A 13,434-nucleotide genomic window follows, 5' to 3' on the forward strand; every position below is an offset into this window, starting at 1 on the left:
CCGCTCCCGCACTACCGTGCCGCGGTGGACCTCTTCTCACGCTCTTGGGCGGCATTGCTCACCGCGGTCGCCGAACTCCCGGACGAGGACTTCCAGCAGCCGTCCGACTGTGCCGGCTGGCTGGTACGGGACCTGGTGTGCCACCTGGTCATCGACGCCCAGGACGTCCTGATCACCCTCGCCACGCCCGCCGACACCGAACCGACCGTGGACGCGGTCACCTACTGGAAGCTGGTGGAGCCCCCGACCGGCGAGGACCCGCTCGATGCGCTGATCCCCCGGCTGGCCGCCGCATACGGCGAACCACGGTTGCTGAAGTTCCACCTGGACGACGTCGGTTCCGCGGCGGCCCGCGCCGCCCGGCTCGCCGATCCGGCCCTCCGCGTCAGCACCCGCGACGAGGTGCTGACCGTCGGTGACTACCTGTCCGCGTACGTCGTCGAGTGGACCCTGCACCATCTCGACCTGATCGCCCAGCTGCCGTCGGCCCCCGAGCCGCCGGCCGCAACCCTCGCGGCGGCGCGCGCGTCGCTGGAGAAGATCGCCGGGACCTCGTTCCCCGCCTCGTTCTCCGACCAGGACGCGCTGCTCCTCGGCACCGGACGCCGTACGCCGACCGACGCGGAGCGGACCGCGTTGGGTGACCTCGCCGCCCGACTCCCGTTCGTCCTCGGCTGAACGGCCCGTCCGAGCGACCGAGGGCCTCATGAGATGATCTTCTTATCCGGCCACTACCATATGGCCTCAAGACAACCATTCGAACGGCCCGCCACCCAGGTGCCGTTCGGGGTCGCCGATGCCAGGGACCGCTCCCCGGGCTGCGGTGATCTTCCTGTCCAGGAGGACCTTCCGCATGTTCCGACGTATTGGCAACACCGTCGTCCGACATCCCGTGTGGACGATCGTGGCATGGCTGATCGCCGCGGTGGCGATCGTCGCCACCGCGCCAAGTCTGCCCTCGAACAGCGACGAGAGCAGCTTCCTACCCAAGAGTTATGAATCCATCAAAGCGGCGGACCTGCAGCAGAAGGCGTTCCCCAGCGCCTTCACCCCGTCCGCGATAGCGCTGTACCAGCGCACGGACGGCGGCAGGCTGACCGCCGCCGACAAGCAGGACATCACCCGGATCACCACCGAACTGGGCAAGAAACACATCGACCAGGTGCAGAAGGTCGTCCCCGGCCCGCCGTCCAAGGACGGCAGGTATGCCATGACCCTGGTCCAGATGGACAGCAAGAACGCCGGCCAGCCCAAACAGGCGGACGCGGCCAAGGTGTTGCGCGACGACGTGAAGGCGCTGGCCAAGGGCACGCATCTCGACGTCAAGCTCGGCGGCTCCGCCGCGCAGGCCCTCGACCAGCAGGACTCCTCCAAACGCGGAGACGCGCTGATCGGCATCGGCACCTTCGTGATCATCCTGGTGACCCTGCTGATCATCTTCCGGGCGCCCATCCTCGCCGTACTGCCCCTGGTGCTGATCGGCCTGGTGTCGGCCGTCGCCAACGGCCTGATCGCGTACGCCACGAAGCTGTTCGACCTGCAGGCCAACAGCTCGATCTCGTCGATCCTGATCGTCGTGCTGTTCGGCGTGGGCACGGACTACTTCCTGTTCCTGATGTTCCGTTACCGCGAACGGCTGCGCGCGGGGGACGAGCCCAAGCAGGCCATGATCAACGCGGTCGACCGGGTCGGCGAGGCCATCGCATCCGCCGCCGGCGCCGTCATCATCGCCTTCCTCGCGCTGGTGCTCTCCACGCTGGGCTTCCTCAAGCAGATGGGCCCGGCGCTCGCCATCGCGGTCGCCGCCACACTGGTCGCGGGCCTGACGCTGATCCCGGCCGTGGTCTCGCTCATCGGGCCGAAGGTCTTCTGGCCCTCCAAGTCCTGGCAGAAGGAGCCGGAGAACGCCCGGTTCGCCGCACTCGGCCGGGGTGTGCAGCGCCGACCGGCACTCACCGCCGCGGTGTCCGGTCTCGCCCTCGTCGCACTGTCGCTCGGCATCCTCAGCTTCCATGCCACGTTCGACCTGGCCTCGGGCTCGATGCCCAAGACCAAGGAGTCCATGGTCGTCCAGGACCAGATGCAGAAGGCCTACTCGGCGGGCGCCGCGGCACCCACCGACGTCTACCTGTCCAGCACCGACGGAAAGCCGCTGGACAAGTCCGGCTTCGACGCGTACGCACAGAAGCTCGGGGCCGTGGACGGTGTCGCCAGCGCCCGTATGACCCAGCTCAACAAGAACGGCACCACCGCCGACTTCACCGTCACGCTCAAGTACGAGGCGTCGACGGACAAGGCGATCGACGCCGTGGGCCGGGTGCGCGACGTCGCCCACTCCGACGCGCCTGACGGCACCGACGCGGTCGTCGGTGGCATGTCCTCGATCTACAAGGACATCAACGCCGCGGTCAACCACGACTACCGGACCGTCTTCCCGGTGGCCGCCGTGCTCATCATGGTCATCCTGGGCCTGCTGCTGCGCAGCGTGGTCGCCCCCTGGTATCTGATGGCCTCGGTGGGTCTCGGCTTCGGAGCCACCCTCGGCGCCACCGTGTGGATCTTCCAGAAGGGACAGGGACACCCGGGGCTGATGTTCATGCTCCCGGTGATCATGTATCTGTTCGTGGTCGCCATCGGCACCGACTACAACATCCTCATGATCGCCCGGCTCCGCGAGGAGGCCCGAGAGGGCCGCGAGCCGCGTGAGGCGGCCGGCATGGCGCTGCGGCACGCCGGGCCGACCGTCGCCGCGGCCGGCTTCATCCTGGCGGCGACCTTCGCCACGATGATGCTGGCGGGCAACTCGCTGCTCACGGAGATGGGTTTCGCGGTGTCCTTCGGCATCGCGGTCGCCGCCTTCGTGATGGCGATGTTCTTCACCCCGAGCCTCACCGCGCTGATCGGCCACGCCGCGTGGTGGCCGGGGCACGGCGACCGGGCCGAGGCGACGGTGACCGGCGCCGGAGCACATGGTTCCGTACCGGCACCCGGCAGCGACCGGGACGCCGTGGCCCACGATCCGGCGGGACGCCGCAACTAGGGGGTGTCGTTTGGATCAGGCCGGCCGTGACGAGCGGTGCCGGCAGACCCCGCGACGCCGGGATGATCCAAACGACACACCCTAGCCCGCCGACAGCTCGACACGGGGTCCTGCCAGGCCATCACAGTCCGGCAGGACCCCGCCGCCGGGCCGCGAGATGAGCGGCCCGGCGGCCACACGCACCGCAGAGAGCCGGGGGCACCCTGCCCGGAGTCCGGCGAGGTGCCCTTCGGCCCCCGACTCGGTCAGCCGGCGAGTCGTCATGCGCTCGCCAGGAGGGCCGACGGCGGTCTGCACCGATGTCTTCGGCGCCCCGCTCGCCCTCGAAACCCTCATCGCCTTCTTCGCCGAGTCCACCTTCCTCGGCATGTGGATCTTCGGCTGGGGCCGCCTGCGCAGGGGCGTGCACGTCACCCTCATCTGGCTGGTCGCCCTGACCGCGTACGCCTCCGGTTACTGGATCCTCATCGCCAACGGCTTCATGCAGCACCCCGTCGGTTACGAACTGCGTGGTGGCGCCGCGTACTTGACCGACCTCGGCGAGCTGCTCACCAACCCCAGCGCCCTGTTCGCGCTCGGTCACGTCACGCTGGCCGCGCTGACGACGGGCGGTGTCTTCGTCGCCGGTCTCAGCGCCCATCATCTCGCCCGGCGCACCGAGGACAGCGCTCACTTCCGCGGCTCGTTGCGGCTGGGGGTCTGGGTGAGCATGCTCGCCTCGTTCTTCGTCGTCATCGTCGGCAACCTGCAGATCCCGCTGCTCCGTCGGACCCAGCCCATGAAGCTGGCCGCCCTGGACGGCAGCGGTGTCGGACCACTGCAGGCCCAGCTCGTCAAGGAACACGGGCCGGGCGACTATGTGCCGCCGCACGACTGGCTGCGGATCGCGATGGACACCATGACGATCATCGGCAACACCGTCTCCACCGTCACGTTCATCGCCGTCTTCCTGCTGTGGAAGGACCGGCTGGTGCGCCGGCGCTCCCTCGCCCACCTGATGACGGCCATGATTCCGCTCCCCTTCGTCGCGTCGGCGGGCGGCTGGATCTTCCGTGAGGTCGGACGCCAACCCTGGTTGATCTACGGTCAGTTGAAGGTCGAGGACGCCGTTTCCCAGGTCGGCAGGACCTCACTGGCCGTGTCCTGCTCGGTGTTCATCACCGTCTTCCTCGCGCTGGCGCTGACGAACTGGTGTCTCTCCCGAGGACACCGCGCCCGTGCCTTCACGGCCACCTGCTGCGCGGTGATGCTGCCCGTGCCGCTCGTGGGTGCCGGGCACTATCCGTACGTCCTGACCACTGCGCCGGGTTCGGGACTGTCGGTGCAGGAGGCGGTCACGGACGCCGCCACGCTGAAGATCCTGACCGCGTTCGGGATCGTACTGGTCCCGGTGATCCTCGCGTACCAGGCAGGGAGCTGGTGGGCCTTCCGGGGCCGGACGGCCGCCGCCCTCCCAACTACTTCTGAGCCCCGGCCACTTCCGAGCCCACAGCTACTCAAAGCCACCCACTTCTGCTTGAGCTCGATCGCTTCCGAGGCGCGCGAAGGACGAGAGGACTCGAAGGATGAAGCCGGTCGAACGCCGTCTGATACGGGAACTTGCGCTGCTGCGCCGCCACCTGACGTGTTCGGCGGCGTCCGCCCTGCTCGGCCCCGGACTCGTCGTCGCGCAGGCCGCCCTGCTGGCGACGGTGCTCGCCGACGGCTTCGCCGGGCACCGGCTCCGGATGGGGCCGGTGGCCGCGCTGGGTGCCGTCATGATGGGACGCGCCTTGCTGACCTGGGTCCGGGGGGTGCTCGCCCAGCGAGCCGCCGCCGACGCCAAACGCGCCCTGCGGGACCGGATCACCGACCGGCTGCGGCACGCCGGACCCCTGCGGGCTGCCGACCACCGCCACGGCGAGACGGCCACGCTGCTCACCCGCGGCCTCGACGCCCTGGACCCCTACGTGACCGGCTGTCTGCCCACCATGGCGGCCACGGCGGTGGTACCCCTCACCATCGTCGCCTGGCTGCTGTGGACGGACTGGACCTCGGCGCTGATCCTGCTCGTGACGCTGCCGCTGATCCCCGTGTTCGGCGCACTGGTCGGCATGCACACCGCACGCCGCACCGCACGGCAGTGGCGGTTGCTCGCCCGGCTGGGCGGTCACTTCCTCGACGTGGTGGCCGGACTGCCGACCCTGCGCGCGTTCGGCCGCGAGCGGCACCAGACCCGCGTCGTGGCCGAGATGGCGGACGCACACCGGCGGGCCACCATGCGGACGCTGCGCGTGGCGTTCCTGTCGTCCTTCGTCCTGGAGACCGTCGCCACGCTCTCCGTGGCGCTCGTGGCCGTACCGGTCGGGCTGCGGCTGCTCGGCGGCGGGACGGACCTGCGTACGGCCCTGACCGTCCTGTTCCTCGCCCCTGAAGCCTGTCAGCCGTTGCGAGCCCTGGGCGGGGCCTTCCACCACAGCGCCGAGGGCGTGGCGGTGGCCGAGCGGGTCTTCACCGTCCTGGACGGCGCGGACACGCCCACGGCAGCCCCGAGCCGCACCGCCCTGGCAGCGGACCCGCGCACTGCCCCGGCAGCGGGTCCCGGCACCGTCCTGGCAGCGGACCCGCGCACAGCGCGCCTGTGCCTCGACGCGGTCACGGTCCACTACCCCGGCCGGGCCGAGCCCGCCGTCAAGGACGTCTCCCTCTGTGTCCGACCCGGCGAGCACGTGGCCCTGATCGGACCGAGCGGCGCGGGCAAGTCCACCCTGCTGACGCTGCTCCTCGGCTTCGTGACCCCCGCCTCCGGACGGGTCGTGGTGGGCGGCACCGACCTAGCGGACCTGGACCCCGACGAGTGGCGCGCCCAGGTGGCCTGGGTGCCGCAGAGCCCGCATCTGTTCGCGGCGTCCGTCGCGGACAACATCCGCCTCGGGCGCCCGGACGCGAGCGACGCCGAGGTCCGGGAGGCCGCCCGCGCCGCCTTCGCCGACCGTTTCATCGAGGAGCTCCCCAAGTCGTACGACACCGTGCTCGGCGAACACGGCGCCGGGCTCTCCGCGGGCCAGCGCCAACGCATCGCCCTGGCCCGCGTCTTCCTCAAGGACGCTCCGGTCCTGCTCCTCGACGAACCGACCGCGCACCTCGATCCCGCGAGCGAGGCCGCCGTCACCCAGGCCACGGTCGCCCTCATGCGCGGCCGCACCTCGATCGTGGTCGCCCACCGCACCAGCCTGCTGCCGCACGCCGACCGGATCATCGCCGTACGAGCAGGCACCCTCGCCCTGCCCGACCCCGCATCCGCGCCCGCCGAAGGGCTGCTCGCCTCATGACCCACCATGCCGAACGCACCACCGCCACACCCCGGCCCACTCTCCGCCTCCTGCACCACCTCCTCCCGTACGGGCGCCGCCTGCTGCCCGCCGCGCTGGCCTCGGCCGGCAGCGAACTGGCCGCAGCCGCGCTGACGGCGACCGCCGCCTGGCTGATCACCCGGGCCGCCCAGCAGCCGCCGCTCGCCTCGGTCACCGTCGCCATCGTCGCCGTACGCGCCCTGGCGCTCGGGCGGGGGGCGCTCCGCTACACCGAACGGCTCCTCGGCCACGACGCCGCGCTGCGCGCGGTCGCGGGCTTCCGCACCCGGGTGTACGAGGCTCTGGGGCCGCTCGCCCCGGCGGGTGCCGCCGCCTTCCGCAGCGGTGACCTGCTGACCCGCCTCGTCGACGATGTCGACGCCGCGCAGGATCTGCTGCTGCGCGTTCTCCTGCCGACCGTGGCCGCCTGCGCGGTCACCGCGACGGCGACCGCAGTGGCCGCGGCGCTGCTGCCGCAGGCCGGCCTCGTGCTCGGTTCGCTCCTGCTCATGGCGGGGCTCCTCGTGCCCGCCCTCGTACTGCTGCTGCCCTGGCACGCGGGCCACGCCGGGAAAGCAGCCCGCGCCGAACTCGCCGCAGCCTGTGTGGACATGACCCGAGGAGCCGCGGACCTCGCCGCCTACGGGGCCCTGGACCGGTTCCACGAGCGGATCCACGGCACCTCCGCCCGGATCGCCGCCTTGGAGCGCCACAAGGCCCTGACCACCTCCCTCGCCTCGGCCGTGGTGCTGCTGCTCCAGGGTGCGGCGACGGTCGGCGTCACCTGGCCGGCGCTGCGCGCCCACGCTGCCGGCGCGCTGCCCGCCGTGCACCTCACCGTGCTCGCGGTCCTCGCACTGGTCTCCTTCGAGGCCCTGGCGCCGCTGCCGGCCGCTGCCCGGCGCCTCGCCGAAGTACGGGTGTCGGCGCGCCGGTTGGCCGACCTCCTCGACACACCACACCCCGTCACCGACCCGTCCGCTCCGGCCCCGCTCCCGGCCGGTGAGCCGCTCGGCGTGGAGATCACCGACCTGTGCGTACGGCACCGCCCCGGCGGGCCCCCGGCCCTGCAGGGGGTGAGCCTGAGCCTGCCGCCCGGTCGTGCTCGTCGGCGCCAGCGGGTCCGGCAAGTCGACGCTGATCGCGGCGCTCATGCGGTTCGTGCCCTATGAGACCGGCAGTATCCGCCTCGGCGGGCGCGAACTGCGCGAGTACGCGGGCGCCGACGTGCGCCGGGTCATCACCGGGATGACCCAGGACGCGCATGTCTTCCAGACCACGATCCGCGCCAACCTGCTGCCGGCCCGCCCCGGAGCCACGGACGCGGAACTGCGCGAGGCCGCGACCAGGGCCCGGCTCATGGACTGGATCGAGTCCCTGCCCGACGGCTGGGACACCCTGCTCGGCGCAGACGGCGCGACGATGTCGGGCGGCCAGCGACAGCGCCTCCTGCTGGCCCGGGCACTGCTCGCCGACCCTCCGGTCCTGGTCCTCGACGAACCCACCGAGGGGCTGGACCCGGACACAGCGGCCGCCGTACTCGCCGACATCCTCGACGCCACCCGCGGCCGCACCACACTCCTCGTCACCCACGAACGGGCGGGCCTGGAAGCGGCCGACGCCATCGTGACCCTGTGATCCGGACATGAACATCACCCATGAGTGGCCGGGGGAGTTCGGGCGGAATGCCGACGGCGCAGGAATATCCGTGTCGTCGGCGGGAGTTGATCACGACATGACCCAAGGACCCGCGCCCCGACCCCTGTCCGACGACGCCCTCTCGGAGCTGCTCGCCAAGCAGCAGTTCGGCACCCTCGCCACGGTGAAGCAGAGTGGTCATCCTCACCTGACCACCATGCTCTACACCTGGGACCCCGAGGCCCGCATCGTGCGGCTGTCCACGACGGCCGACCGCGTGAAGGCGAAACATCTGCGCCGCAACCCACGGGCGGCCCTGCATGTGCAGGGCGGCGACGTATGGTCGTTCGCTGTCGCCGAGGGCACTGCCGAGGTCTCCGAGATCACCACGGTGCCCGGCGACGCGGTCGGTCGGGAACTGCTCGCGATGATCCCGCCCGCCGCGAAACCGGAGGACACGGACGCCTTCCTCCAGCAGCAGGTCGCCGAGCGCCGGATCGTGATCCGCCTGCGGGTGGAGCAGCTCTACGGGACGGCCCTGGACATCAACGGCTGACGCCTCTTCATTCGGAGCAGCCGACTTCGTACGGTCCCTTTCCGGGCCGGCGGGTCCGCCGGCGCGCACCTCGGGCGGGCGGTCACCTCACCGGCCTGACGGTCACTGGGTGTCACGGCTGACTCCTGGCTGATCGCGTCCCGGCGGTCCCCCCGCAGTCCTCATGCGCCTCCGACCCGGCACGAGGAGGTGCCGGCCGATATGGTGGTACGCGGTGGGGGACATGCGGGTCGTCGCGATCCGCCGGATCGGCAGGCGTGGAAGAAGTGATGCCGATGATCTCCGACATGGTTCTCGTACCCACCAGCGACGCCACGCTCTCCGGTGACCTCGTCGTCCCGACGGCGGCGCGGGCCGTGGTGCTCTTCGCACACGGCAGTGGCAGCTCCCGGCACAGTCCGCGCAACCGGATGGTGGCCGCCGAGCTGCGCACCGCCGGGTTCGGCACGCTGCTGATGGATCTGCTCAGCGAACGGGAGGAGCGGCACGACGCGCTGACCGGCGAGCACCGCTTCGACATTCCCCTCCTCGGTCGGCGCCTCGTGGCGGCGATCGACTGGCTGGACACGCAGCCCGACACCCGCGGCCTTCCGGTCGTCCTGTTCGGCGCCAGCACCGGTGCCGCCGCGGCACTGGTCGCCGCGGCCGAGCGGCCGGACCGGGTACTGACCGTCGTGTCCCGGGGCGGCCGTCCCGATCTGGCGGCCGGCGCCCTGGAACAGGTGCGGGCCCCGGTGCTGCTGATCGTCGGAGGCCTGGACGAGCAGGTGCAGGAGCTGAACGAGGAAGCGGCCCGGCGATTGCGGGCACCGCATTCCCTGACAGTCGTTCCGGGGGCGACGCACCTGTTCGGCGAACCCGGCACCCTGGAACAGGTCGCCGAGACGGCCAGGCAGTGGTGCGACGACCAGCTGCGCCGCACCCCGCGGGAGCCAGGGGAGCCCGGAGCGTCCAGGGCGGCCCCGCAGACGGACGAGTGACCACCCCGGTCCCACGCATCAGCTCGCCCGTCAGCCCGGCTCCGGCCTGCCGAAGTACTCGGCGTAGCGGGCCGGCAGCTGGGACAGGAGGTGGTCGAGCTGCAGGTCCGGGACCGCGTCGGCGACCGTGGACAGCACGGCGTCCGCGTCCCACTCCGCGGTGCGCGGCCGGGCGCCGGTCTGCACGGACACGCGCCGCAGGAACTCGTCACAGTCGAACGACTCCGGACGCCCCCGGTCCAGATGCAGGGCCTCGTCCAGGGGCGCGGGCAATCGTGCCGCCAGTTCGTCGGCTTCTTCCGGAGAGATCCGGGTCGCGAGCACCCACAGCACCGCCTCGCAGACCTGCTCGGCCTCCTCCCGGCTGCGGTACTCCCCGCGATCACGGACTTGGGCCAGGAACTCTTCCAATCGCACGGCGGCCTCCCAATGTCGTCGCACGCCATCACGGCGAGCCGCTTCCTTCCAGTCTGCCGCGCACTCCGACATCCCCGACAGCATCACCTGTGACGATCAACAGGGAGCGTCCCGGACCGCTGCGGCTACAGCTCCGCTCGGACCGCGCGGACGGCGGCCACCAGGTTCTCCAGGGAGGCGCGGGTCTCCGGCCGGCTGCGTGTCTTCGAGCCGCAGTCGGGGTTGACCCACAGCCGTTCGGCCGGGACCGCCCGCAGGCCGGTGCGGAGCAGTTCGGCGGCGGTGGTCCGGAGGGCGTCGGCGGTGACGCGGCCCTTCCAGTAGCCCTCGATCGCCTTCTTCAGTTTCCGGTTCCGGACGGTGAGGTGAGACACATCAGCTTTTCGGCCCTTTTGGGATGTCTTGTGCGGGCGACGCACCATCACTCAGAGCAGCGCCATACCGCAAGTTCAAGATCTGGCCCCTCTTCCTTTCTCCGTGCGGCCCGGATACCCCTGGAGAGTGAGAAGCCGGGCCGGACGGCGACGACGCGGGAGGAATCCACCATGGGCGAGGAACGGTTCGAGGACGGCTGGTATGTGGACGGACGATGCACGAACTGCGATGTCGCACGGCAGCTCGCCCCCGGCCTGATCGGTGAGGTCGACGGTCGCGCGGCGGTGCTGCGCCAGCCGCGTGACCGGACCGAGGTGCTGCAGCTGCATGCCGCCGCACATGCCTGCCAGACCCGGTCGGTGCATCCCCCGGGCGGGCGGCTGGACGCAGCGCTGGACCCCTTCCCGATGGCCCTGGACGACACCGTGTACCTGTGCGGACACAACTCCAGGCGGACCGCGGGAGCCAACTCCTACCTGTTACGCCGCCCCGGCGGCACCGCGATGATGGTGGACACGCCGCGCTGGAGCAGCACGCTGGCCGCGCGCTACGAGGCGCTGGGCCCCGTCACCGACGTCCTGCTCACCCATCGCGACCACGCCGCGCACGGGCGCAGCTACGCCGACCGCTTCGGTGCCCGGCTCTGGATCCACGAGGGAGACCTCGATGCCGCCCCGGACGCCGACCGGGTGCTTCGGGGCACCGACCCGGCCGAGATCGCCGAGGGCGTGATCGCCCACCCCCTGCCCGGCCACACCCGTGGCAGCGTGCTCTTCGTCGCAGACGAGCGGTACTGCTTCAGCGGCGACAGCTTCTACTGGTCGCGCAGCACGGGGGACATCGAGGTGGTGGAGAGCGTCACCTGGTACTCCATCGGTGAGCTGGCCGCCTCCTTGGCCCGGACCACCGGCGGCCTGCGCTTCGAGTGGCTGTTGCCCGGCCACGGCGACCGCCGCCGCCTCCCTGCCGACGAGATGGCCCGACGACTGCGCCGGCTGACAGCACGTACCCGGGAACTGCGGCCCCGGCCCGTCGACTTCACCGCAGTGCGCTGGTGACGGGCGACTGCCGGACGGGTCCGTGCGGGTTGCCCGGCGCTGTGTCCCTTGCTTCCTGAGCCGATTCCGGGGGCGCGGGTGGAAGCATGCGATGCCATGCGTGCTGCGTACATTGATGAGCTGGGGACCGCGGACGTCATCCGGTACGGCGAGATCGCGGCGCCCCGGCCGGGTCCCACCGACGTACTGGTGGACGTCCTCGCCACCACGGTCAACCCGGTGGACACCTTCGTACGGTCGGGGCTGTTCCCCACACAGGTGGTCTTCCCCTTCGTCGTGGGCCGTGACCTGGTCGGCACGGTGGCCGAGGCGGGCCCCGGCGCCACCGGTTTCCGTGCAGGGGACCGGGTGTGGTGCAACAGCCTCGGGCACGGAGGACGGCAGGGCGCGGCGGCGGAGCAGGCGGTGGTGGCGGCCGATCGGCTCTACCACCTGCCCGAGGGAACCGATCCGTACGATGCGGTTGCGGTGGTCCATCCGGCGGCGACCGCGTATCTGGCGCTGTTCGTCCACGGGCGGCTCAGCGTGGGGGAGACCGTGCTGGTGGCCGGCGCCGCGGGCAATGTCGGCAGCGCACTGGTCACCATGGCGGTACGGGCCGGCGCCCGTGTGCTGGCCACGGCCGGTGCCCGGGACGCAGAGTACTGCGCGGAGCTGGGCGCGGCCGAGGTGTTCGACTACCGGGATCCGGAACTGACCGAGAGGATCCGCAGGGCGGCGCCGGCGGGGCTCGATCTGTACCTGGACACGGCGGGTGTCAACGACCTGGAGACCACGGTCGAACTCCTCGCCCTCAGGGGCCGCGTGGTGCTCCTGGCCGGCATCCGAACCCGCCCCGTACTGCCCGCCAGGGCGCTGTACGTGAACGACCGCACCGTCATGGGTTTCGTGATCTCGCACGCGACACCCGACGAACTCGCCGCAGCCGCCTCATACATCAACGGCCTGTTCGGCCAGGGTGCTCTGCGCCCGAGGAGCACCGAGGTGTTCCCGCTGAGCGCGGCAGCCGACGTACACGCCCGGATGGAGAGGGGCGAGCTGCGGGGTCGACGCGCGGTCCTGCGGACGGACGTCACGGCCACGAGTCGCAACGCGGCGACGTCCACGCGCTAGCCGAACACGAGACGCACCGGTCGGCCGCACCGGACGGATGAAGATCCCGTGCGGGCCTTCCACGATCACGGCCGCCGGCCGGCCGGGGCGGCGCCGGTCGGGGTTCCCCCCGCGCAACGTGCGTCCGGCCGCCGTCGAGCCCGTGCAGGAGACCACCCCCACCTCGGGCACCTCCAGCACCGGGCAGGGTGCGCCGGAGCGCAGGGCGGGTTGCAGCATGCCGGCGAGGGCGAGCCGGGTGAAGCCGGCCGCGTATGCGGTGAGCGGCATCAGTGGGTGGCTCCCTCGGTGACCTTCAGGTCGTGGCCCTCGGGGGTGCGGGCGGCGGCCAGCAGCAGGGCGGACAGTCCGCGGGCGACCGTGGTGGGCTCCAGGGCCGGGGCGGTGCCGTCGACGACCTGTTCCGGCGCCCAGGGGACATGCGCGAAACCGCCCCGGGCGTGCGGGAATTCGGTGGCGATGAGGTGACCGAGGCCGTACGCGACGTGGTTGCAGACGAATGTGCCGGCCGTGTGGGAGACGGCGGCCGGCACACCGGCGGCACGCAGCGCGGCGACGCAGGCCTTCACCGGAAGGGTGGAGAAGTAGGCGGCGGGGCCGCCCGGGACGACGGGCTCGTCGATGGGCTGGTTGCCGGCGTTGTCGGGGATGCGGGCGTCGTCGAGGTTGATGGCGACGCGTTCGACGGTGACGCCGGGGCGGCCGCCCGCCTGACCCAGACACAGGATCAGGTCGGGGCGGGAGACACGGATGGCGTCGCGCAGGGTGGCGATGGACTCGCCGAAGACGCAGGGGAGTTCGGTGGCGGTGACCGTGAGCCCGGCCGGAGCCTCGGCGGCCACCAGCGAGGCGGCCTGCCAGGAGGGGTTGACCTGCTGGCCGTCGAAGGGGGCGAAGCCGGTGATGAGCACGTGGGCCATGGCAC

At 71.6% G+C, this 13,434-nt stretch carries 11 protein-coding genes and 2 pseudogenes; 10 read left to right on the top strand and 3 right to left on the bottom strand.

Going from position 1 to position 13,434, the window contains the following annotated elements:
• The first annotated feature begins 24 nt into the window (after positions 1-24).
• The 8 genes and pseudogenes from ACIGXP_RS13375 to ACIGXP_RS13410 all read left to right on the top strand — a co-directional run bounded on the left by ACIGXP_RS13375 (position 25) and on the right by ACIGXP_RS13410 (position 9,546).
• Positions 25-678 carry a maleylpyruvate isomerase N-terminal domain-containing protein gene (locus tag ACIGXP_RS13375; RefSeq protein WP_399767628.1) on the top strand — a complete coding sequence of 218 codons (654 nt, stop codon included), beginning with the start codon at positions 25-27 and terminating at the stop codon, positions 676-678.
• Positions 679-853: 175 nt separating this feature from the next.
• Positions 854-3,040, top strand: a complete 2,187-nt coding sequence (locus tag ACIGXP_RS13380; protein ID WP_399767631.1) for an MMPL family transporter — start codon at positions 854-856, stop codon at positions 3,038-3,040.
• 262 nt (positions 3,041-3,302) lie between these two features.
• Positions 3,303-4,409 (top strand): annotated as a pseudogene (locus ACIGXP_RS13385) (cytochrome ubiquinol oxidase subunit I); the annotation flags it as partial.
• 196 nt (positions 4,410-4,605) lie between these two features.
• Positions 4,606-6,351 (top strand): thiol reductant ABC exporter subunit CydD, encoded by a 1,746-nt coding sequence (gene cydD / locus ACIGXP_RS13390; protein ID WP_399767634.1) that lies wholly within the window; start codon positions 4,606-4,608, stop codon positions 6,349-6,351.
• On the top strand, positions 6,348-7,544 hold the full coding sequence (locus ACIGXP_RS13395) for an ABC transporter transmembrane domain-containing protein (protein ID WP_399767637.1): 1,197 nt from the start codon (positions 6,348-6,350) through the stop codon (positions 7,542-7,544). Before cydD ends, ACIGXP_RS13395 begins: the two co-directional genes overlap by 4 nt.
• Entirely contained in the window at positions 7,525-8,010 is a 486-nt protein-coding gene (locus ACIGXP_RS13400) for an ATP-binding cassette domain-containing protein (RefSeq protein WP_399767640.1), read from the top strand. The genes ACIGXP_RS13395 and ACIGXP_RS13400 overlap by 20 nt, the downstream gene beginning before the upstream one ends.
• 97 nt (positions 8,011-8,107) lie before the next feature.
• Positions 8,108-8,566 (top strand): PPOX class F420-dependent oxidoreductase, encoded by a 459-nt coding sequence (locus ACIGXP_RS13405; RefSeq protein ID WP_399768410.1) that lies wholly within the window; start codon positions 8,108-8,110, stop codon positions 8,564-8,566.
• A gap of 275 nt (positions 8,567-8,841) precedes the next feature.
• Complete coding sequence (locus ACIGXP_RS13410) at positions 8,842-9,546, top strand: dienelactone hydrolase family protein (RefSeq protein ID WP_399767643.1); 705 nt, start codon at positions 8,842-8,844, stop codon at positions 9,544-9,546.
• Positions 9,547-9,576: 30 nt separating this feature from the next.
• Here the strand turns inward: ACIGXP_RS13410 and ACIGXP_RS13415 are convergent, their stop codons facing one another.
• Entirely contained in the window at positions 9,577-9,963 is a 387-nt protein-coding gene (locus ACIGXP_RS13415; RefSeq protein WP_399767646.1) for a DUF2267 domain-containing protein, read from the bottom strand.
• A gap of 125 nt (positions 9,964-10,088) precedes the next feature.
• Positions 10,089-10,244 (bottom strand): annotated as a pseudogene (locus tag ACIGXP_RS13420) (hypothetical protein); the annotation flags it as partial.
• A gap of 264 nt (positions 10,245-10,508) precedes the next feature.
• Here ACIGXP_RS13420 and ACIGXP_RS13425 point away from each other — a divergent pair.
• Positions 10,509-11,396, top strand: coding sequence for an MBL fold metallo-hydrolase (locus tag ACIGXP_RS13425; protein WP_399767649.1), 888 nt, complete (start codon positions 10,509-10,511; stop codon positions 11,394-11,396).
• 96 nt (positions 11,397-11,492) lie between these two features.
• A complete protein-coding gene (locus ACIGXP_RS13430) occupies positions 11,493-12,509 on the top strand; it encodes an NADPH:quinone reductase (RefSeq protein WP_399767652.1) in 1,017 nt (338 codons plus the stop codon).
• Between the two features lie 269 nt (positions 12,510-12,778).
• Here ACIGXP_RS13430 and pcp read toward each other — a convergent pair whose 3' ends face one another.
• The gene (pcp, locus tag ACIGXP_RS13435) at positions 12,779-13,429 is read right to left on the bottom strand and encodes a pyroglutamyl-peptidase I (protein WP_399767654.1); all 651 of its coding nucleotides are present in this window, start codon (positions 13,427-13,429) and stop codon (positions 12,779-12,781) included.
• Between the last annotated feature and the right edge of the window lie 5 nt (positions 13,430-13,434).

This window comes from Streptomyces sp. NPDC053069 (assembly GCF_044546895.1).
GTDB lineage: Bacteria > Actinomycetota > Actinomycetes > Streptomycetales > Streptomycetaceae > Streptomyces.